16 protein-coding genes and 2 tRNA genes are annotated in these 21,020 nt (G+C 49.3%); 12 read left to right on the forward strand and 6 right to left on the reverse strand.

The window, feature by feature from the left end:
• The first annotated feature begins 3 nt into the window (after positions 1-3).
• The 7 genes from PQG83_RS14115 to PQG83_RS14145 all read left to right on the forward strand — a co-directional run bounded on the left by PQG83_RS14115 (position 4) and on the right by PQG83_RS14145 (position 6,218).
• Complete coding sequence (locus tag PQG83_RS14115; RefSeq protein ID WP_312742279.1) at positions 4-912, forward strand: hypothetical protein; 909 nt, start codon at positions 4-6, stop codon at positions 910-912.
• A gap of 149 nt (positions 913-1,061) precedes the next feature.
• Positions 1,062-1,137: transfer RNA gene (locus PQG83_RS14120), tRNA-Arg, on the forward strand.
• Positions 1,138-1,354: 217 nt separating this feature from the next.
• Positions 1,355-1,430 (forward strand) — tRNA-Lys (locus tag PQG83_RS14125).
• Positions 1,431-1,998: 568 nt separating this feature from the next.
• Positions 1,999-3,252, forward strand: a complete 1,254-nt coding sequence (locus PQG83_RS21170) for a glycosyltransferase (protein ID WP_502572808.1) — start codon at positions 1,999-2,001, stop codon at positions 3,250-3,252.
• Positions 3,253-3,417: 165 nt separating this feature from the next.
• The gene (locus PQG83_RS14135; protein ID WP_312742284.1) at positions 3,418-4,581 is read left to right on the forward strand and encodes an SGNH/GDSL hydrolase family protein; all 1,164 of its coding nucleotides are present in this window, start codon (positions 3,418-3,420) and stop codon (positions 4,579-4,581) included.
• Positions 4,582-4,637: 56 nt separating this feature from the next.
• Positions 4,638-5,012 (forward strand): UDP-N-acetylglucosamine 2-epimerase, encoded by a 375-nt coding sequence (locus tag PQG83_RS14140; RefSeq protein WP_312742287.1) that lies wholly within the window; start codon positions 4,638-4,640, stop codon positions 5,010-5,012.
• Positions 5,013-5,189: 177 nt separating this feature from the next.
• Positions 5,190-6,218, forward strand: coding sequence for a glycosyltransferase family 2 protein (locus PQG83_RS14145; RefSeq protein ID WP_312742290.1), 1,029 nt, complete (start codon positions 5,190-5,192; stop codon positions 6,216-6,218).
• Between the two features lie 60 nt (positions 6,219-6,278).
• On the opposite strand, the gene PQG83_RS14150 is transcribed toward PQG83_RS14145, so the two are convergent.
• Positions 6,279-6,977 (reverse strand): sterol desaturase family protein, encoded by a 699-nt coding sequence (locus PQG83_RS14150; protein WP_312742292.1) that lies wholly within the window; start codon positions 6,975-6,977, stop codon positions 6,279-6,281.
• A 724-nt stretch (positions 6,978-7,701) separates the two neighbouring features.
• Here PQG83_RS14150 and PQG83_RS14155 point away from each other — a divergent pair.
• Complete coding sequence (locus PQG83_RS14155) at positions 7,702-8,517, forward strand: hypothetical protein (RefSeq protein ID WP_312742293.1); 816 nt, start codon at positions 7,702-7,704, stop codon at positions 8,515-8,517.
• A gap of 232 nt (positions 8,518-8,749) precedes the next feature.
• Entirely contained in the window at positions 8,750-9,565 is an 816-nt protein-coding gene (locus tag PQG83_RS14160) for a CPBP family intramembrane glutamic endopeptidase (protein WP_312742294.1), read from the forward strand.
• On the opposite strand, the gene PQG83_RS14165 is transcribed toward PQG83_RS14160, so the two are convergent.
• On the reverse strand, positions 9,562-10,224 hold the full coding sequence (locus tag PQG83_RS14165) for a CPBP family intramembrane glutamic endopeptidase (protein ID WP_312742296.1): 663 nt from the start codon (positions 10,222-10,224) through the stop codon (positions 9,562-9,564). The genes PQG83_RS14160 and PQG83_RS14165 overlap by 4 nt on opposite strands.
• Before the next feature lie 337 nt (positions 10,225-10,561).
• On the opposite strand from PQG83_RS14165, the gene PQG83_RS14170 reads away from it, so the two are divergent.
• Entirely contained in the window at positions 10,562-11,605 is a 1,044-nt protein-coding gene (locus PQG83_RS14170; RefSeq protein ID WP_312742298.1) for a hypothetical protein, read from the forward strand.
• Between the two features lie 129 nt (positions 11,606-11,734).
• Entirely contained in the window at positions 11,735-11,884 is a 150-nt protein-coding gene (locus PQG83_RS14175) for a hypothetical protein (RefSeq protein WP_312742301.1), read from the forward strand.
• Here PQG83_RS14175 and PQG83_RS14180 read toward each other — a convergent pair.
• The 4 genes from PQG83_RS14180 to PQG83_RS14195 all read right to left on the reverse strand — a co-directional run bounded on the left by PQG83_RS14180 (position 11,876) and on the right by PQG83_RS14195 (position 16,295).
• Positions 11,876-12,175 carry a hypothetical protein gene (locus tag PQG83_RS14180; protein ID WP_312742303.1) on the reverse strand — a complete coding sequence of 100 codons (300 nt, stop codon included), beginning with the start codon at positions 12,173-12,175 and terminating at the stop codon, positions 11,876-11,878. The two genes, PQG83_RS14175 and PQG83_RS14180, sit on opposite strands and share 9 nt — an antisense overlap.
• On the reverse strand, positions 12,147-13,028 hold the full coding sequence (locus PQG83_RS14185) for a hypothetical protein (protein ID WP_312742306.1): 882 nt from the start codon (positions 13,026-13,028) through the stop codon (positions 12,147-12,149). The genes PQG83_RS14180 and PQG83_RS14185 overlap by 29 nt, the downstream gene beginning before the upstream one ends.
• Before the next feature lie 562 nt (positions 13,029-13,590).
• Positions 13,591-14,322, reverse strand: a complete 732-nt coding sequence (locus tag PQG83_RS14190; protein ID WP_312742308.1) for a hypothetical protein — start codon at positions 14,320-14,322, stop codon at positions 13,591-13,593.
• Between the two features lie 305 nt (positions 14,323-14,627).
• Positions 14,628-16,295, reverse strand: a complete 1,668-nt coding sequence (locus tag PQG83_RS14195) for a hypothetical protein (RefSeq protein WP_312742310.1) — start codon at positions 16,293-16,295, stop codon at positions 14,628-14,630.
• A 1,091-nt stretch (positions 16,296-17,386) separates the two neighbouring features.
• Here PQG83_RS14195 and PQG83_RS14200 point away from each other — a divergent pair.
• Positions 17,387-20,818, forward strand: coding sequence for a GH36-type glycosyl hydrolase domain-containing protein (locus tag PQG83_RS14200; protein WP_312742312.1), 3,432 nt, complete (start codon positions 17,387-17,389; stop codon positions 20,816-20,818).
• Positions 20,819-21,020: the final 202 nt, after the last annotated feature.

Raw genomic sequence — 21,020 nt, forward strand, 5'->3', positions numbered from 1 at the left:
AAAGTGTCATATTTCGGTCGGACGTTGGGCCTGGCCATTCTGGTCAGTCTGATAAGTGTGAACATGCCAAGCCAAGCCTGGTCTGCTGAGGACACCAATTCAAATCGTCCTAATCCTCGTCATCCGTGGCCTGCCCTCCTGCAGCAAGCCGACACCCTGGGGCTGCCAACGGGGTTCCTCAAACACATCGACCCCAAATTTGTCACCGTACACTTTGAAGACCTCCGCACATACGCCGCAGAATATCACCCACACGATCACACCATGATTCTCAACCTGCGGCTGTCCTTTAATGAGGCCGGCGGCGCGTTGGCCGACCTGGCCAGGATGACCCATCATGATATTGCCCTTCTCTATCATGAACTCCTGCATGCCTATCTGGATTACCTCTATGCCACCGACCATGGACAAGCGCTGACTGCGGAGGACCAGCAGGTCTTGGATGTAGCCAACAACCAGATGGCCTGTCATTACCGCTTTGTCCGGATCAATCCTATTCGCCAGCTCAAAGGGGCCACCGAACTGCGATTTCTCTCGGATCAGGATGCGTGGGAAGTCATGAATGAAACCTGGGCGGTCTTTGTCGGCTGGGTGCTATGGACCAAATTGGAACTCTTCCAGGATCACCTGAGCACAAAAAGCTGGACTCCGGCACTCATTGAGCAATGGACCCAACGATTAACAGATGCGGTGAACTCCGGTGAATTATTGGGCTACTACGAACCCGATGATCCGGAAGAACGCCAGGTCGCCCGTAAACGCTTCATTGCCCCTTCCAATGGCCTCACCCCGCAAGATGTCGAACTATTATTAACCACCGTCCTAGGAGAACCACCCGAACTGGTCCAAGCCTCCACCGCGGTGTTTGAGCAGTATCAAACCACCATGGAACCGGCTCCCTCTTGCGACTAAATTCAGGGCCTCCGGCAGGTAGACATCACCTAAACATCCATGCTAGCTTCAGAACTTTTCCGGGGCAGTTGCCCTCTGTTTTTCCTCTCCCAGGGCGGAGACGCCACAAGAACTAGAGGCCGGATGTAATTGCACATGAACACAATCTTGCGCCTGTAGCTCAGTGGATAGAGCACTTGCCTCCGGAGCAAGGGGCCACAGGTTCAAATCCTGTCAGGCGCACCATGCACATAGGTCATTCGACTTTCCCCTTTCTTTAAAGGAAAGGGCCTAAAAAAGGTAGTTTCGAAATTCTTTCTCCTTATGTAAGTTGGGCAAGGGAAAAGAGTTCAAAATCCCCCTCCTTTGTAAGGAGGGTCTAGGGGAGGTAGAATTCTTCGATATCCAGCCGTGGTTCTGGAAAAACCGTAAATACTTTCATAAAATATCCTGCATCTCGGTGGGGCCGTTAGCTCAGTTGGTAGAGCAGCTGACTCTTAATCAGCGGGCCGTAGGTTCGACCCCTACACGGCCCACCATATTTCTCTTCACGAAAAAATAGCTTATACATAAATTTCTTTGAGAATATATTCTCAAGAAAAATTTGTAGGCATAGAGTAGGCTTTGATGAAAAGCCCAAAAATCAATAAAAACTCACACTTACCAAATAGAATCTTCACCAACCAACTTCTGGTTACACACCCTTTTCTTCCCTCCCTAATGTGAAGTCCTTTGATTCAGAAATGGCTAGTCTTTATTCCCTAGTCTGATTTCTCCTCGGCATAAGGCGAAGCAATTGCGTGGTGCTAACTCCCTTGAGTAGCTTGCCCTACTGGATTTCCATCTTCATCAGATCCAGAAGGACGGCCAGTCTGTCCGGGGCGTAGCCAACGTGTCTCCACGACAGCGTTTGGCGGAAGACGCTATGTTTAGGTTCACGTGTATCTTGGGTCTCAGGTTCAGAACGCGCCGGGGTGATACTCCGCCCACTGAAGGGTGGATGAAGTGTATGGTTCTGAACCGAATGGTAAACTTTGGCATCCCAAAGTCCGAGAGAATGTTATAAAGCGACAAACCTTCCAGGAATCCTGTCTGGGTGTTTGAATGATGCAACAACGCCCATTAAATAAGCACGTCCTCATTGTCTCGTACGATTTTCTTCCCTGTCCTGCAATAGGAGCGGCAGTACGCTCGAGCAAGTTTGCGCATTATCTTCCAGAATTCGGCTGGCGCACTACAGTCATAGCACGATTACAATCTGAGTCTCCCAATGACGCCAAAACCGAAAATGTGGTCCGCATATCGGCACCGAAGTTCCCCTTATCTTACCAGCTAACCGCTTGGCTCTGGACAATCAAAGCATGGTTTAGATTGAAGGACATGATCCGGGAAAAAGACTTTCACTTACTGTACATTAGTTGCCCACCTTTTCCCCTGGGTGTGCTTGGTATCGCACTTGCTAGAAAAGCGTCACTGCCTTTGGTAGTCGACTTTAGGGATCCCTGGTCACTGGACCCTTACAGGCCAAGATGTCGTGTGAAGGCTAGGCTGAAAAGCTTACTTTGTAAATGGCTGTGGCCCTGCGTTGAAGAAAAGATTCTAGCGACGACTGACTGTTTTCTGGTGACTACTAAAAGTGTGAGAGATGCATATAAACCCCATGTCCCCGCCGGCACAAGAGGCCCGGTTTTACTACCAAACGGCTTTGACGAGAGCGACTTCAAACCCGTTGACAGCTCACAAACAGGGAGCGTTCACCGAGTGCCACATCCCTATCTGGACTTGTTGTATTGTGGCCGTTTTGCGGGAGTGGGAGATCGCTCCCCTGCATGGTTTTTCCGTTCGCTGCGGTCTTTAAACGACGAAGGCAAGTCTGTGCATTTAAGAATTATTGGTGACGATTCGAGAGAAATTAAACGTTTAATTCGGGAAACCGATACTGAGGATATTATCTCAGCACTCCCCATGATCGACCACCAATCTGCAATTGAAAATATGAGAGATTGTGATGCGCTTTTGGTTTATCAAGAGGCAACCAGTGCTGAGCTTTCTTCAGTGGCCGGAAAGACTTATGAATATCTCAGAAGTGGAAAACCCATATTAGCAGTCGCACCTCAGGGAGATAACATCGAACTCATTGAGAGTTTCGGGGGATATTTTATTGCCTGTACTGAGCACAACCATGAGGCGATCATGGGAGCTCTTCGAACACTTCATAGTAGATGGCAGAGTCAATCTCTACCTACATTTTCATTTCCCAAAGCAGAATATCTTAATCAATATAATCGCCGCGCATTGACCGGTAGACTCGCCGAGATTTTCGATGAAGTACTACAGGCACGTCAAAAGATGTCGAATTGAAGCCGGGCCTAAGATGGTTGGAGCAATCAGCATTCAATGATCTACTGGACTTTCTATTAACCTGGGGCGTCCCGACGAAATGTCGCTCCATAAGCCTACCTTCTCTTACCGAACGAGCTTCACCAAAAATTATGCAAGCCAAAGGCAATCCTGACAGGCGAGTCGATGAGGATAGACCATACCCACTACAATAAAAAGATAGGGAGTCTATTGAATGTTTTACTTGCCTTTACCTCCATACTGGTCACGTACTCAATTCTAGAACTCGCCTTACGGATTGTTGGATTTGAGCCGCTTGCTCAATTCATGGATGGGCGCGAGTTGATCATAAAGCCCTCTGATATTGACGAGAGACCATATATATTGAATCCGAATACAGAGGGAAACGCATGGGGTACTTACATCAAGGTGAATTCGCATGGTTTTCGAGATCGTGAGTTTAAGGTCGAAAAGGAGCCCGACGTCTATAGGATCATCACCCTCGGGGATTCAATCACATTCGGTAAATCATTGGCGGTTGAAAAGACCTTTCCCAAACAACTCGAAGGGCTGCTCAACGAGAAGGGCAATCGAGTCGAAGTGCTCAATTTGGGTCACGGCGGTTACAACACGTTGCAGGAAGTCGCCACCTTGGAGCAAATTGGGATTAAATTCAAACCGAATTTGGTCATTCTCGGCTATTGCATCAATGACCTGTGGGACATCTCTCCCAGCGCCGAATACATTAAGAAGGTAGAAACATATCGTTCGTCTTTCATATACCACTCGAGGTTAGCTCAGCTTATTAGAGTAAAGATCGATAGGATTCAGACGGCCCTGCTCAACACCCGCATCAATACTGAACCAGCCTTTGTCGGGAACAATAAACCGTATATCGTAGACGTATCTAGAGATCAGGCTCTACGGAGTCTGATGGCCAACTTGGGGCAGTTAATGCCTGCCGATGGAAGCGGCGGCTTCCAGCAGTATGTAGGAATGTACGCCTCGCTCCCGTACATAGGACGACTGAGGTATGCTTTCGAACGTCTAAAAGAGTTAGAGCGAGAACACGGGTTTGAAGTTATTGTGGTACTGATTCCATATCTCCTGGAGACCTCTGAGACCAAAGATGCCTATCACGCAGTTTACAAAATTGTAGAGCACGAGCTGTCGAGACTAGATTTTCGGAGTATTCCTGTTTACGCTAAGTTTGAATCAGTCGGTTTCAAAAATCTCCTAATGAACGAGAAAGATGGCATACACCCCAATGCTCTAGGCCATAGATTAATTGCGACACGTGTAACCGAGGAACTCACCATCCCTTCGCTTGCTGGATCGGATCGCCGCTGAACGGCGGTGAGTCTTTGACGAAAATAGTTCTTGTCGCTGGGGCACGACCGAATTTTATGAAAAATGCTCCACGCATGGAGGAAATGGAAAATTCTTCACTGATTTCTTCTTTCCTCGGGCACACCGGCCAACCTTATAATGCAAAAATGTCCCAGTATTTTTTCGATGACCTGGGCATTCCCAAGCCAGACATGAATTTAGAAGTTGGCTCAGAACCTCCTATTGAGCAAATGGCAACCTTTATGCGGCGGTTCGAATCTGTTGTTCTTAGGGAAAAAACAGACATGGTCTTGGTCGTTGGAGATGTGAATCCACCCTCGTTTGTCGAAGTTATGCTCGCTCGATGCCACAAGAAATCAATCGTGTCTTCACTAATTGGGTTTCAGATTATTTATTCATTACCGAAGAAAGTGCAAAGGAGAATCTTCTGAGCAAGGGTATTGTCTAGCGACATTACACAGACCAGGGAATGGTGACACCTGAGCACCCTCTTATCATCTCCCATGGAACGAATAAGCTTATTGGAAATAGTAAGGACGATATTATTCGAGAAGCCCTTTCTCACACCAAAGGTAATGGAAATGATCAAGTGACCACACCGTTATGAGATGACAAAGCAACTGAGAAAATCTTGCAGGTTCTTTGTCAGAAATAACAAAACGAATAAAGGTTCTATCGACACCCTTCTAAAAAGTGCCTCAGTGGAAACCAATTTTCCCAGTTTTTCCATCTTTATAGAAACCGCCAATCTGCGTCTTGCCAAGGTGGGACGGCTTCGGACTGCACTCGAATCAATTTCCAAACAGAAACCATCGCCACATTGCGCGGATCAAGTCGCGTTGCTTGAAGATGGCAACCTGCCGGAGGGGGTTCTTGAAGAACTATGTAGGGAATTCTCCTGGCTGAAGATCTATAGAATTCCTGAGGGCCAAACCTATGGCGATCAGAAAGCTTTGGGTGCCAACAATCTGGAGTCTGAGGTCATCGTTTTTGCAGACCCTGATTGCATATATCGACAAGACTGGCTTTTCTCCCTTCTTCGGACCTTTGTAGAGTACCCCGAGGTTGGAGCCGTTGCAGGAGAGACAACGATCCCAATAACCGGACCGTTTACATTTTCAGCTGCGCTTTTTTACTTTTTCCCAAGGTTTTCGAACGATCGTGATCCTGCCCCAGCACGTGGGATGTACTTCAACAATGTGGCTATTCGCCGGCAAACCCTTGCCACCTGTCCTATCAATATGGGCTTGCAGCTTCGCGGAGGCCAGAACGTTATTTACTCGCGTCAATTAATGACAGCTCACATTCCGATACTGCGTCAGCCCCTAGCCCAATGCGAGCACGCACCGCCGGAAAGTGTCTGGATGGCCATGAAAATTTTGTACTGGACCGGGCGTGATACCGCACGATTCGATAACATCATTCTAGCTCACATTCCCTTTGCCGGTGATTATGAACCTTATCATTATCCTGGCGGGCGTCTAACGAAGCTTATTTTAAGATTAAAGGACATATCACGACACGAGTCGGCCATGCTGCTATGGTTCCCAATGGCCGTGCCGATCCTTGGTCTTGTTTTTGGCGCATTCTTCGCCGGGAGATCTGTTGAGCGATTACTCAAACTAACCGGCAAGTGACATCTAACTCTGACGAATGGCTGGTTTTTTTTAAGATTCTGTTGGCAGGGTTATGAAATCTCAATACGCGGTTCTATACGCTGCTACCAACTTTCGAAAAGGATAAACATACTGGCGGACCACCTGGCGAAATAAAGCTAACGGATGTGCCGATGTTTCTTTGGGATAATCTGGATCGGGAATTCCTGTTGATGGGTAAAGATCATTACGGGGACACCAGGTACCGAACATTTGATCCCAAATCACCAACCTTGCTGAGAAATTACAGTCATAATATTCCGGGTCCACAGAATGATGGATGCGATGATATTGTGGGCTAACTACAACACGGCCGATCGGGCCAAAATTCCAATGGATGTTTGAATGAATCAGGTGGGACCATAACCAATTGAAACCACGAACTGCGACCCACGTTGAGTAACCCACTCCGAGGATAGCCAGAGGGAGAAACTGGATTCCATCCTCGATGAAATCTTCGATAAAGTGAGTACGATGTGTTGTGAGTGGGTTTATGTTTTTTTGGCTGTGATGGACGGCATGGAAGTACCACAATGGCTTGACTTTATGCATCATCACGTGGGTTGCAAAGACCATAAAATCACCCGCCAAGTAGCCTACAACAAGCTGCACACCCAACGGCCACTCTCGTGCAAGATTCCACGTTTCTGGTGGGAACAGTATTTCGTAGAAATCCTTGTATAAGGCGGCATACACGAGGAAGGCCGGCAAAAACACCCACCGTTTGAACACCGCAAACACGAAATCCTCTGCCAATTCCCTGGTAAGCAGTGGCCTCTTATATACGTAGAAGGCATATTCAAGGACAAGGCAAATACCCAGGACTGCGTAGGCCTTCCAACTAAGGAGGTAGGTGGGCAGCAGGTCTATGTACATCTGGATGAATTCCATCGGGAGGGTATTATACAGCTACTTGACACTGGGGCAAGTAATTCAAAATGGCTATAACACAGTTCTCACACAGTAATAACGATGGGGTAAGCGGGCATGCGACGAGCGCTCGAACCAACAACTCTGACACATTACGGGAACGGTTGTAACGAAAGTTACTCTTCCGCACGTGCTATCCGTATGGCCAAAATCACCGAATGTAATGCATCCAAAATTTGACCTCCTATCCAGACTCCATTTCCCACAAAACCTGTTTTTGATCTGTTTTCTGAAAATGAGGCGATGGCATCATTGAGGCATTAAATTCTCGTGTCCAGCATGCCGGATTTATTCGATAGGATCCTGTCGATCCCTTCTGGGAGTGTTGATTAATAAAGATGTTCAATGGCAAATTTGCTCAGAATTAGATAACTCATCAAAGGCTCCGGGTCGGTTAAAAAAAAGCATGCCCTGGGTCTTCCCGAAGGGTCAGTCCAGTCCTGCCCTGAGTCATGTCCAAGGGAAGGCCGCGCATGGGTTAGCGTATCCCGCAGGGGACCTCCCTTGCTTTACGCACGGAGCGTACGCTTAGTAAGTGATCACGGAAAATGGCGACCTGCCTGCGCGAAGCCGCTCCGGCGAAGGCAGGGAACGCCGCTGGCGGCTTTTTCAACCGACCCCTCTGCCCGGCTTGCCCTCAGGATTTTACATCTCTATCCTTTTCCTTCCCATGGGATCTGAATTGAACAGCTCTGCATCCGATCATTCGAACACATCTCCGCTTGGGGGAGTTCTCTCAGCTATCCTTCCAGGACTTGGACTCCTGGTCCGGGGATATCCCGTTCAGATGATCTGGGTGCTGATAGTGGGAGGGCTGCTCGGGGTCGTCACGTGGGCTCTGGGAGCCGTCGGGGGGCCGGGAGCGGGTTTGTTCTTTAGCATGTTAATAATCTTGCCGTGGTGGTGCCTGCAAGCCTATCAAGCCTATCTCCCAGCTCCCCAAGGTCAATTGGCCACATTACGCCATGCCTGGAAACGTGGTCACGACATCCGATTTCTTGGCGGGTTATTTCTGTGGACAGCCCTCATGGACCTGTACATTATTGTGGCGAACCCTGAATACCACCTGTCCGTCTTTTGCACCAAACCTACCGGCATCTTAGGTCTGTTATTCAAAGTGCAATCACCCACGCTGCATGTTGCCATCGGGTATGGCTTTCTCAAACTGCGTCGTTGGGCCTTGTTTGTCTACCTGGCCTATGCCGGATTCGGCATTCTCAATGCCACCTCCAATTTCGCCTGCTTTGGATACGGACGCATTCGCACCGTGTTCTTCATTTCACTCCTGGCCTTTACGGCATACGTCATTTGGCGTCGAGACTGTTTGGTGACACGATCCCGACGATCGTAGAAATGGGAGTTGGATCACAAACGTTCGCCCAAGCTTCTGGCTAGACTTTCTGCGTTTCTCCATCTCACGTCCCCTTGGCTCGTATGGTGCTATTCAGATGAGTCCACTAAATCGGAGATAAACCAAACTCACTCTCATCTAACCGGTAAGGGTTCCCCAAACCCCGTTTTCAATCTTCCTGGGAAGGTTTGTAAGAACTTCATTAAAAGAAGACAAATACCGACACGAGGGTATGGCTCACTCCTCTGCCTTAGAGTCTTCTACCTCGCCCTTTTCTTCCACTGAACCCAATCCCTGGTTCGGAGCCAAGGGGGCGTTTCTCGTTTTATTAGGATTTATTCTCACCCGTGAGCTTCTACAAGTTTCTTTAGATTTTAGTTTAGGGTTTTTCGTTGGATTCGGCGAAGGGATCGTCGGCACATTTTCTGATGCTTTTTTGATTGAATTGAACCTATGGACGGCTCCCTTTTTGGCCATAGTGAGTATGGTAGGGGGAGCTTGGGCAGGATTTTGGATTATTTATAAGCGGACAAAAAACCAAAGTTTATTTCAATGGTTCATAAAAATGGTATGGAAGCCAAATCATGATTCGTTTTTCATGTGGCCATTTTTTATAGGGTTAAGCCTCAGTCTTGGCTGGGGCTTGTGTTTTTTCTATTGGTTTTCTCCAACCCAGACTTTACCCAGGCCCTTCACTTCCCAAATGCTGAACGCTCCCTTTATTCCGCAATTATTCTGGATCATATTATTCGTGGTAATCGCTCCCTTCATAGAAGAATGTTTATTTAGAGGTATCCTGTATACCGGATTTTCACAAACATGGGGCCCCCTTCTGGGAGGTATAATAGTTACCGGCATGTATGTGGCACTGCATTTTCCCAAAATCTACGTTTATCCCCCTGCAGCTTTAGCCATTCTCTGCTTGGGCCTTGCCACACTTTTGTTACGCTTGAGAACCCACGCTCTTACATCAGGGATGGTTTGTCATATGTCCTATAATGCTTTTTGTGTTATGGGAATGTTCTTGTTTCATTCTTCTGTAGATTAACGCGACAGCAACACGGCCATTGTATTATTAAAAATATGTAAGAGAATAGACACGCTTAATCGACTGTTCATATAGGCCAAGGTAAATACGCCTGCTAAGAAAAAATGCCAAAAGATATAGAACCAGGTGATATCCGAGTGCCAGTGTAAAAGGGTGCCGATACAGACGGTAACGACTAAGGCTGCCGTCCGCGAGTATAAAGTAGCGAGCATTTCGTAAAAGTATCGCCGAAGAAAGACTTCCTCTAGCAAAGGCCCAAAGAGAGTCAGCGCCAAAACAATAAATCCATACTGGTACCCCGTGAGAATTTGCCAGTCAGGGTCTGCCTTGATTCCCTCACGCCCTATAATTAATCCAAATGCCCAAAATATGATCAGTAACCCTATGGCTAAAACGGCATAATCCTTACCACGAGGTACAAATTCTGACCATTTGATAGGCCCATATTGTTTAAGGCAATAAAGGACTAATAAAAGGTTTGCAAGTAACACCTCTCGCCGGTCAAACTCCTCAAGAGAAAGCAGGAGATTGGTGCCCTCAAGCACAATCGACATAAAAACTGAAGTAACCAAGCAAAGGACAAATAAGGAAAGAAAGGCCACTAGAATGAACCAAGGTTCCCACGCATTGACTGAATGAATTTTTATCCGTTCTTCCATATGTGTTTTCGAATATCCTCTGCGTTCAATCTTTTTTATTTCTTTTCGGTTATTTGGAAAGGAAATAAAAGCAAGGAGAACTTGGCCTTGAAAACCGGGATTAACTGACATTGAATATGGGAAGAACAAAATGAATTGTAAGGCAAGATTGAGGAGTCCCTGGTCAAATTATGATTCGGTCCCCGCCTCAAAATCACTTCCTCTACTTACAAACCCTCCCACATGACTTGCATTGTCTGTAGGACCTGTCAAACGGATTACGAGAGGCCAACGCCTATTATGGAAGCTAGAAACCTGAACCGTGTTTCACATAGATTCTGGTCGGAAGGCTGACGACATGGACCTTTATCGTGTATTCCTCATCGCGCTGTTGTGGTGTGGGTTGGGCGGACTCGTCCACCCACCACAAGGGAAGGCGGGTGATATCCCAACGACCGTGGGGCTGGATCTGGACACCATGTACTTAGATGTGGTCTCCCCTCCTGAACTGAAAGATCGTTTAGTGGTCCAAGCGCGTGACCTTTTTACTCAGTATGAATTCTCTCCGCTTGCGGGGAAACCGCTGGGTCACCACCGATCAACGTTGCAGCTTCACCTGATGGCGGAACCAATCGGAGCGTTATGTCCTGACGCGTTGTTTTATGAACCCATGATAACGTTGACTTCGGCGGTTTTGTTGGAGAGGAAGCCCCGTCCCATTCAAGTTCAGGCTCTAACCTGGTCCATGGAGGCACCAGCTCATACCATAGAAAAGAGCAATGCCCTCAAAGTGATAGAGGCGGATGGGAAAGAATTCATCGAAAAGTTTATTGGGTATAATCGGCTCAGTCGTGCCGCCTACCCGGATTATTACACAAAGCCTCCCACCGTACCCTTAGCGGGAGAAAATGAATCATCCTCTCCTAATCTACCGGTCCCAACCGAACAGGCTATTTTAGAAGGGCTGGAACTTGATCAACTGGAGTTTACTGTGGGGGGTCATGGTCCGTTAGAAGCGTTTAGTATGGATCGTGCTAAATATGCAGCATGGACAGAACAATACAAAAGGAAATTTAAGAGTTTTGTTCAAAGTCAGAATCAGGACTCCGGATTGTCCTTGAGCCAGAGCCATTCAGGGACCATAAACAAACGACTGCTTTTGAGTTTGGAAATGTGGCCCGCGCAAACTGCGTGTCCTCATCTCCGCATCTATGAAGCCTCCATGCGATTATCGGAACCGGTGCAGATCAAAAGAAATGGGCTGTCATTTACGACGGATACATGGATCCGAAGAAAGGTGTCGGTGGTCAGAGAGGTAGACAGTAAACAATTGAGTGCTGAGGCCGATGCCTTAATGGCCGAATTTATTTCAGACCACAAGGCTGCTAATCGAAAACCTTAATCATTCTGGCTTGGGTGCAAGTGTCTGAAGACGACAAATATTTATCTTGTCTTACGTTTTATCCCTGTGGAAACTCACATCCATGATTTTGCACTCATACTTAGTCTTGCTTTGGGTAGGGGGTAGATAATGCCACATCAGGCAACGCATCAGCGGCAGAGCGCACGCGTGGTGAGTGGTTTTCCAGACTGCATGCGCTTGTTGGTCCACACCTCGCTCTACGTCACGAATCTTGCCGGTGTCACCGGCCTTCGTCCACGGCCACAGCGATTACGATAAGAACCGCATAGTCTTGCTTCTTGCAGCCCTCCACTGAAGGCATCGCCCCACCTGGAGTGCAGGAAACGCAGCCTTCTGCACGTTTGCCGGAGAACACGAACCCTCACTGCTCGTCGGTGTATAGCGCGCGGAGCGGCACCTCAGATGCGTCACGTCATAGAGCGTCGCCTGTGCATTGAGCTCCCAGCGGCTATTTCCATCCTTGTCGGGGGGATGAATGGTCAGCACGGTCGTGACCTCGCGGTCCCCCTTGACGCTGGCATCAATTCGTTGATGGAAAGTAGGACGCATACTCGCTGTACTGGACAAAACCGGTATCCTTGGTCGCCAGAATTGCATTGGCCACGGCCGTGGGGATCGGGGTCCAATAGGCAGGCATGTATGCCGCGATTTCTGGTTTCAAGGTGTAGAGCAGGGCGAAGTTGGTCAGCCAGAGAGCAGGCGCCATTGACATCCCTACCTGCGTGCTTACGTCATCTTTGGTGTTGGTCACAAGTTGCCACGGGTCCGAGATGGTTTGGGCATGGTTGCCGTACAAGGCTTCCGCCGTGTAGGCCGAACTGTAGAGCTGGACCAGGGAATCCTTCGCGTCATTGGCGAGGAACCAGGTATTGATGTAGCCACACAGGGGCTTCTCAGGGCAGGCAGCGGCCGGCGTCAATAAGACGTTCGCTATTCGTGTCGGTGCGATTTGGTTGGCCAAGCTCATTAGTAGACCATCTTTGTTCACGAAGAGCCCGTAACTGGCGAGCACCGATTGCGTTGGGACGCCGTTGACATTGGAAGTCAGCGGGCGCCCATTCGTATTGGTGAAGATTTGGACGCTCCTGTCCGCCAAAGCCGCGCCCTCCTTGCTGCCCTGGTTGCCCCCGCCCGTGATGAAGTCGCGAAACTGCTCGTCGGTGAGAACATCCTCTCTCTTCAGACCCAACCACCGCGCAATCTCATCGGCGCGCCGTAGCCCGATTGGCACGTTGATCTGACTTGAATCAGTGGCTTTCGTGGGTGCCAAGTACTCGTAGGGTTCCGGTCCAGAAAACGGTTTCGAAAACCCGGTGTCCGTCAAGTTCGGGGGCGCAGTCGACGCACACCCCACAGCGACCAAGCAGATCAGCAGTCCGGCAGCAACACCGAATCGTGTCATGAACGTTTCTCCATCTCTCCGTTGAGGAATAGGCATTATAAAGGATTTTTTTGACTGGGCCGGAAAGTACCAAAGACCTTATGAGGAATCAATCCCGTATGGTCAAACAATGATCTGCCCTTACATCTCATTTCAATCCCGGCCCGTTCCACCAGGTTCTAATACTAATTTCACGACGTTGGCCAACGAAACAAACCCTTCACCGGTAGGGACTTTTCCTGCACAGGCCCACTGACTGTGAAACAGCTGCTCTCTTCTTTGCCTCGGGAAGGACCATTCGTTCATATTCGAAATGATGGCCTAAATTGACCTCCGGTCAGGAGCAGCAGGGATAGGATAGGGAGGGAAACCTACAGTTTTTGTAGCTTCACATCCTGCCTGGGTAATAGGTCGGCATGAAAAATATTGCCCTCACGGCTTACACATCCCCCTACTTTGGGTTGGGAGTGGTTCAGGCCATACCACCCAATGCATCAGTCTCAGACCGAAAGCGTAGTAAGTGGTTTGCCGGACTGCATGCGCTTGTTTGGCGACATCTCGCTATACGTTACGAATTTCGGCATCACCGGCCTTCGTCTTCCACGGCCACAGCAATCACGATGAGAACCGCATAGTCCTGCTTCTTACAGCCCTTGACTGGCGGCATCGTCCCGCCTGGAGTGACAGGAAACGCAGCCTTCTGCACGTTTACCGGAGAACACGAACCCTCACCGGTCGTCGGTGTATAGCGCGCGGAGCGGCACCTCAGGTGCGTCACGTCATAGAGCGTCGCCTGATCATCAAGCTCCCAGCGACTATTACCATCCTTGTCAGCGGGATGAATGGTTAGCACGGTCGTGACCTCGCGATCACCCGTGACCAGGTATTTGCCGGAAGGGACCGGAAATGTCGGCTGCTCCATGATGAGGCCGTGTTCCTCCAGCCACCAGTCTGTATGGTCGAATTTCCAGCGTGCCGGGGCGACGCCACCCGCTTCCTCCAACTCTTCCAAGCGGCTCAACCGCACCCCCCGTGGGCCCGGATCCAGCGGCCAGAGGCCCCACGACTCCGCGCCATTCCCGGAGGTTGCATCCGGATCACCTAATGCTGCGATGTACTGCGTCGAAATGCGTTGAAACTTCGGCTGACCTCCGCCTGCGGCATAAACCGATTGACCTAAGCCGGCCATCATCACGAGCATTGCCGTCGCAAGGCATGCGCGACCAATCAGGAGCATCGTTCCGAGAGTCGGCAACCAAAGAGTACTTTGCTGTAAAGGGGTTCGCACTCTGAGTATCCTGGTACTTGAAATCATAAATTGACTTTCCTCCTTGGATGGGAAGGAACTCCCCGAATAGGTTAGGCTATATAGCCTAACGCCAACTATAACGAACCGACAAACTTGTGCTGCGAGTTTGTCAGTCCGGGTTGATTATTTTGTTATGCGGTCCTCTCGGCTTTATACCGCCCACCATTTAAATTAACCATTTATATCATCCTAACTGAAGCGTGCTAGAAAGGTCGCATTAAATCCAGTCTGACCCTATTTTTGTAATCTGTACTGGAGCATTTATTAAGGCAAATCCTGCCTGTCTTCTACCCGTGGATTAAATACCTTATTTACGCACAATGGATCTCGGAATTTCTATACCGGTTTAAGTTCGAGGATATTTGCCGCTGTATACTGCCACTATTCGACCAATGCGCCTGATCCAGTAGTTTTTTGGCATACATAGAATCACCGTGTCTAGCCAACGCCCTTAATACATATTGTTCGTATGGGCTGGCGCGCTCTTTGTGTAACTCATTTGATGTGATCAAAGGCCGTAACACTGAAAGAATGTCCTCGCTCCAACGTAGTTCCGCTCGGCACAGTCCTTTGATTTGGGCTGCCGTATATTGTCCGGGGTTCTGTAAATTTATTGAGCCAAGAATCGGGATTGGATTTATACCGATCTTTCCAACCACATAGAGCAATTGTTCACGGGTTTCTCCAGGACGTGATTGCATGAGCTGAAGAATCCGATTGGCATGAGGTGCTAGTAAATCCGCGTTGAGATACTTGAGTGCAAACCCTCCCTTGTATGCCGCATTTTGTTGACGATCGATCCCTTTGGCCTCAATCGTGTCCAGCACATCAGGAAGGAGCGCTTTTGTGACCTCTTTATGCCGTCGAAAGATTGTATCGAAATTGGACGCAAATGTGAGACGGGGGTCGCGAATAATCTTGCGAAGAAACGCAATACGTTCTGGCGTCCATTCTTCATACCCACTCGCCCGTGCAATCCAGTCACTAATGACCCGGCTTTGCTCTTGGTTGAAGGGTTCATGGCCTGGCTGCTCTAATATCCACAGTACAAGCTGGCGTTGTTCCTCGGTCGGAGGTCCTTTCAAGTCTTCAGAAGTTTGTCGCTTGGTCTTGCCTTTTTCGATACCTGACAGATCATAACCAAGATCCTTCAAGATCGCGCCTAAATTGATGGCATTATAATGTTTTCCGATCGACCACATGACTGTTGTGCCGGCGCTGCTCGTTCCCGAGCCTTCCGGCTGAAACACCAAAGGCCTGAAAATCGTTTGAATCGTCGATTCAGATTGGCGAAATACTTCTTGGTACGCATTGTCTTGACGATTCTGTATGCTCACCATTCTCCACCTCACGGGCTTGATCAGCCAAAACGCATCAGGTTCAAAAGGGAAAGTTCTCTTCATGTCATGGAAGAGGATTTGGATATCCGCGACCAAATGGGGATCTTTCACTAGCCGTATACAGTGTTGTTCGGCTTGAACCGGAAGACCGGGAATTTGACAATGGTAGCCCTTCACAGGCTCGAAGTAGGAAGTCTTTTGAACCTCTCCAATCTTTGATGGGGTTAAACCATCTTGATGTGTAGAAAACCGTATCCAATCGACTTGTCCGCTTATAAGGAGCGTTTCCCACACTTCTCCCCAAGAGTCTTTCGCAAACGGTCGCCAGGCGACCTGAGGTGTGTAGTCGCTCTCACGGATGATCTCTAGACTCCGTCCCGTAACGGGAGCAGTGGCACGAAAATCATTCACCGTAATGCGTTCGGTCATCCACGCTGCTCGCTTTTCAGATAACCAGCTTGGAAGAAACGCCACCGCTGTGCATAAGACTAGTGAAAAGAGAACCCCTGGCCATAGCAGGCGTTCTTTGTTCCAACACACGACTAGCGGAGCTAGGCAAGCAAGATAGACGAAAATCGTGGCAGAATATAACAGAGGGACAATGAGTGGACCGACGATGAAGATGCTCCATGCGAGCATTATGGCCACATCTTTGATACTCAGTACTACAGCCAAAACCCCAAAGATGAAGAGGCTGATGAAATAGATACGCAATGAGATCTCCCAGATTTTTCCAAACTATTTCCTACCGACATACTTGACAGCTCTCCTTGACCTATTTTCTAGGCCGTAAACCACAGTGACCGCTATCCATGGAAATCTGTTCCGATGATCCGACCAATGTTCATCCCTGGGAATTGTTCCAAGCCACCGCTGCAGGCCATTCTTTCACGTTGTTCACCAAGTCCAGGTGATGAGACCAAGCCCCAAGATCTGGCGGATTCCTTCGACTAGCCTTCTAATATAGGTAAAAATTTCAATTGATCGGTAAAGGCCATCAAGGCGGCCAGCATGGCTAGACTACCAATCAGCTGTGATAGCTCCCAGATTAAGGAATTTAGGAGGAAAAAGCTTACATGGTTCGGAGTTCGATCATAAAAAATCCTTCACCCTTACCCTGCTTCTGATGACTTTGCTATCGAAAAATAAAGAAGACAAAGGATTCTTTAAAAATCCTTTACTTTTTCGGTTCAAACTCAAGGTGGATTAAGGATAAAACGTTTGGTCGGAGATGGGGCACACGTTCGGACAAGGCTCTTATATTTGAAACAGGAGGGTTATTAAGGAAACAGCACACCAATTCGACCGACCCTCCTTGTCTAGGTGAAGAGGTCGGAACCGTCTCATCCCAAAAATGGTTCCAGAAGGAGTGTTTCCAAACTCGTATCGGAAATGAGCATCCAAAATACTGGATTTATGCGGACTTGGAATGAAGGAATTTGGTGTTCATTAACCGGATGGTTTTGGTGGTGGAGAGGAAATAGATGTAAAGTTGCCAAAAGAATCACCTTGGATACTAGCCGCAGTGTAATCGGTAAAGAATTGGGCTTTTAAGGCAACGGCATTCAATAAATGAGTGCTAGCGAGGATCAAGAAGCAGATGAAGATGTTGGTGTGAGACAAGTCATCTCATGCTGAGATATTCTACGCCTTCGCTGCCTATTCATTAGAATCAGTGCGATCCTTTTCGTCTCGAACGCTTGTTTGCGTCAGAACCATCGGGAGACAATATGTCGACATTTCGATCACGAAACGAGCTTGAAACGATTGAGCTAGCCAACTCAAGCGGCCTTGTCTTTGAATTTTTTCAGAATGGCGGGTTATTCCGGGCCATGTGTCATGAGGTGATGATTAATCAGATACTGGGCAACCCGCTTGAAGGATCATTGAACAATATCTATTTACGCCTCCGTACGGTTGATTCAATCACGTTCGTCCCGCTGATCGGACCCTCGTCACCCAGTGCGTTCGCGTACGCACCACACCAAGCCAGATGGCAAGGGAACTGGCAGGATCTGGCTTATACGTGTTCACTGACGATCCACCCGGAGGCCACGCTGTGGTTTTGGACTATCGACATTCGCAACACCGCCTCGACGGATCGTCTTTGCGATGTGATCTATACCCAGGATATCGGCCTGGCCCACGAAGGGGCGGTCCGAAACAATGAAGCGTATTGCAGCCACTACATTGACCACCATGTTCTGACCCACGACAAATACGGTCCTGTCGTCTGTTCACGCCAGAATCAAGCCTGCGGAGATCACCATCCCTGGTTGATTCAGGGGAGTACCACCCATACCAGAGGCTTCGTGACCGATGGTCTGGCCTTTTATGGATTGGCGTATAAACACACCAATACCCCGGTTGGACTCACACAGGATTGTCTCGTGAGTGTCAAACAACAATATGAAATGGCCTTCTGCGGTTTGCAATCCGATATCCTCCGGATTGCTCCTGGTGAGTCCCGATCGGTCACGTTTTATGCCGAATATGTGCCGCACCATCCGGAGCCCAGCCAGGCCGCTGATGCCGATCGTATTCGGCCCACGATAAATCGTATCGAACAATTACAAGAACAACCACCCGATCGCGTTTTCACGCCGCAACCAGCCGCCGACTCGATCTTGCACAACCTTCAGATGCTGACCGGACAGGATGTAACCGAGGACGAGGTCCAAGCCCTATACATGGATCGGCGACGCCATGAGGAAGGCCAGGATGGAACATTGTTGTCGTTTTTTTATGCGGATGCCACCCACGTGGTATTAAAAGCCAAAGAGCGGCTCGTCGAACGCCCCCACGGCCATATTTTGCGCAGTGGGAGCGCCAGAATTCCGCAGGACGATGGGCTGAGTTCCACCACGCATATGGCCGGCGTCTTTCACTCTCATCTCACCATTGGCAACACGTCGTTCAACAAACTGTTATCGATCACCAGAACTCCATTCAACATCTTCAAAACGAGCGGCCTGCGCATTTTCATCAAGCGAGGCGCCACGTATCATATTCTCGGGATGCCGTCGTGTTATGAAATCGGCTTGCACTCCTGCCGATGGCGTTACAAGACCGATCAGGGATGGATTGTGGTCGATGCCTGGGTCAGCCCCGAAGACGCCGCAGCGTTTGTGAATATCGAGTCCGATCAGGCCAATACCTTCGTCATCCTCGGCAATCTGGTTCTGGGTAACCATGAACTGGATCATCAAGGCCAAATCGATATTGATGCCCGGACAGCCACCGCCACCTTGAGGCCACATGCCAGTACGGAGATGGCCCAACGATATCCGGATTCCGTGTTCTTTCTCACCACGTCAGAGCCGGCCAAGGTCGAGCACATCGGGACAGATGAAGAATTGTTTTCCGATCACCAGTCCCGTGAACTTCCCTATCTCACATTTCGTACAAAACCGGTGCAGACGTTTTCTTTGGCGATCACCGGTTCAATCGTCAACGCGGATCACGCCAAAACCCTATGCAAGAAATATCAGACTCAGTCGGCAAATCTGAAGCTAGACCAACAAGCCGGCTGGTCATTTTGGCAATCACTTGGAAGACAATTTCACCTATCCCTCACCAGGACGAATCCGCTGTGTGACAAACTCAATGACATCTTTTACTGGTACGTCCACAATGCCATGGTGCACTACACGACCCCCCATGGCCTTGAACAATTTTCCGGTGCGGCATGGGGTGTCCGCGATGTCTGCCAAGGCCCGATCGAACTCCTGTTAGCCACCCAACACCATCCTGAAGCGAAACAGATCCTGTTAACGGTCTTTGCCCAGCAATATGAGAAGACGGCTGATTGGCCACAGTGGTTTATGTTTGACCGGTTCGCCAACATCCAGCACCCAGAGAGCCATGGGGACATCATCCTTTGGCCCTTGAAAGCGTTGGCGATGTATCTCGAAGCCAGCAATGATTTCAGTATCCTGGAAATTGAGTTGCCCTATACCGACATAGCAACGTTTGTTCGCAGTCCCACCAGTTCGACTCTATTACGCCATGTTCGGCGCACGATTGACGCCATCGAATCCCGCTTTATCCCGGGTACGGCGTTATCAGCCTACGGCGCCGGGGATTGGGACGATACCCTTCAACCGGCTCAATCCGCTATGCGCGAGCATATGGTCAGCACCTGGACGGTCGCCTTAACCTATCAAGTTTTCCAACAATTGGGTACCGCCTTTAAGCAGGCCGGGCTCCATACAGATGAACAACGGCTGCTCCAGTTAGCCGGGCGCATCAAAGCAGACTTTAATCAGCATCTTCTACCGGATGAAGTTGTCAGCGGATTTGGCTATCGTCACCCCGATGGGCGGATAGAACCCATCATTCACCCAAGCGATACGCGCACGAAGATTCACTACCGGCTGCTGCCGATGACCCGCAGCATGATTGGCGAGTTATTTACTCCTGAGCAAGTGCAAGCTCACCTGCAGCTCATCGAATCTCATTTACGGTTCCCGGACGGTGTCCGCCTCATGAACACACCCGTGTCCTATCAAGGCGGGGTGCGGGTGCTATTCCGTCGGGCCGAAGAGTCGGCTCATTTCGGGCGTGAGATCGGTTTGCAATATGTCCACGCCCACATCCGCTATATCGAAGCGATGTGTAAAATCGGCCAAGCCGAAAAAGCCTACGATGGGATCCTGCAGATTTTACCGATTACGATTCAGGATCAGGTCTCCAATGCGGTCACACGGCAAAGCAATGCCTATTTCAGTAGCTCGGATGCGGATGTGCGTGATCGTGATGAGGCCGAACAGCTTTGGGATGCGCTGCGGGCAGGTCACGTTCGGGTGAAAGGGGGTTGGCGCATCTACTCCAGTGGACCCGGCATCTTGATCAATCAAGTCGTCAGCAATTTTTTGGGCTTGAGACTGTCGTATGACGATGTCGTCATCGATCCCGTCCTGCCGAAACAACTAGATGGATTACGCTTTACCTTTGTCATCGATGGAAAACCCATCACTGTGATCTTCTCCATTGCCGGTGATGCACCAGCGATGGTGCAAACCGTGACCATCAATGGAACCGAAATGGGATTTAGACGCGATCACAATCCCTACCGCCCAGGCGGGGTCCGGATACCCGGCGCGAACGTTTACCCCCTTCTGACCGACGGCCCCAACCGCATTCTCATCAGCGTAGCCTAAAGCGATTTCCGGCGAAAGACTTCCGGCGATGGGGTTTTCGGAATGGCGGAGTCCACCGATTGTTTTTTTTTAATCCAATCTTTACTAACCAAAAACAGGCTCAGTTTCCCAATTCGTCCCTACGTTCATGACCCAATCTCATTTTTTGGGTAGGGTGGGTGCCTACGGAAACGAAGCAAGTCCATGTGCGACTTAGCATAGA

This window comes from Candidatus Nitrospira neomarina (genome assembly GCF_032051675.1).
Classification (GTDB): Bacteria; Nitrospirota; Nitrospiria; order Nitrospirales; family UBA8639; genus Nitrospira_E; species Nitrospira_E neomarina.

Coding starts and splice junctions, on each gene's coding strand:
- PQG83_RS21170 (WP_502572808.1), top strand. CDS start 1,999: ATGCAACAACGCCCATTAAATAAGCACGTCCTCATTGTCTCGTACGAT.
- PQG83_RS14135 (WP_312742284.1), top strand. CDS start 3,418: ATGAGGATAGACCATACCCACTACAATAAAAAGATAGGGAGTCTATTG.
- PQG83_RS14140 (WP_312742287.1), top strand. CDS start 4,638: ATGAAAAATGCTCCACGCATGGAGGAAATGGAAAATTCTTCACTGATT.
- PQG83_RS14145 (WP_312742290.1), top strand. CDS start 5,190: ATGACAAAGCAACTGAGAAAATCTTGCAGGTTCTTTGTCAGAAATAAC.
- PQG83_RS14160 (WP_312742294.1), top strand. CDS start 8,750: ATGGCTCACTCCTCTGCCTTAGAGTCTTCTACCTCGCCCTTTTCTTCC.
- PQG83_RS14165 (WP_312742296.1), bottom strand. CDS start 10,224: ATGGAAGAACGGATAAAAATTCATTCAGTCAATGCGTGGGAACCTTGG.
- PQG83_RS14170 (WP_312742298.1), top strand. CDS start 10,562: ATGGACCTTTATCGTGTATTCCTCATCGCGCTGTTGTGGTGTGGGTTG.
- PQG83_RS14175 (WP_312742301.1), top strand. CDS start 11,735: ATGCCACATCAGGCAACGCATCAGCGGCAGAGCGCACGCGTGGTGAGT.
- PQG83_RS14180 (WP_312742303.1), bottom strand. CDS start 12,175: ATGCGTCCTACTTTCCATCAACGAATTGATGCCAGCGTCAAGGGGGAC.
- PQG83_RS14185 (WP_312742306.1), bottom strand. CDS start 13,028: ATGACACGATTCGGTGTTGCTGCCGGACTGCTGATCTGCTTGGTCGCT.
- PQG83_RS14190 (WP_312742308.1), bottom strand. CDS start 14,322: ATGATTTCAAGTACCAGGATACTCAGAGTGCGAACCCCTTTACAGCAA.
- PQG83_RS14195 (WP_312742310.1), bottom strand. CDS start 16,295: ATGCTCGCATGGAGCATCTTCATCGTCGGTCCACTCATTGTCCCTCTG.
- PQG83_RS14200 (WP_312742312.1), top strand. CDS start 17,387: ATGTCGACATTTCGATCACGAAACGAGCTTGAAACGATTGAGCTAGCC.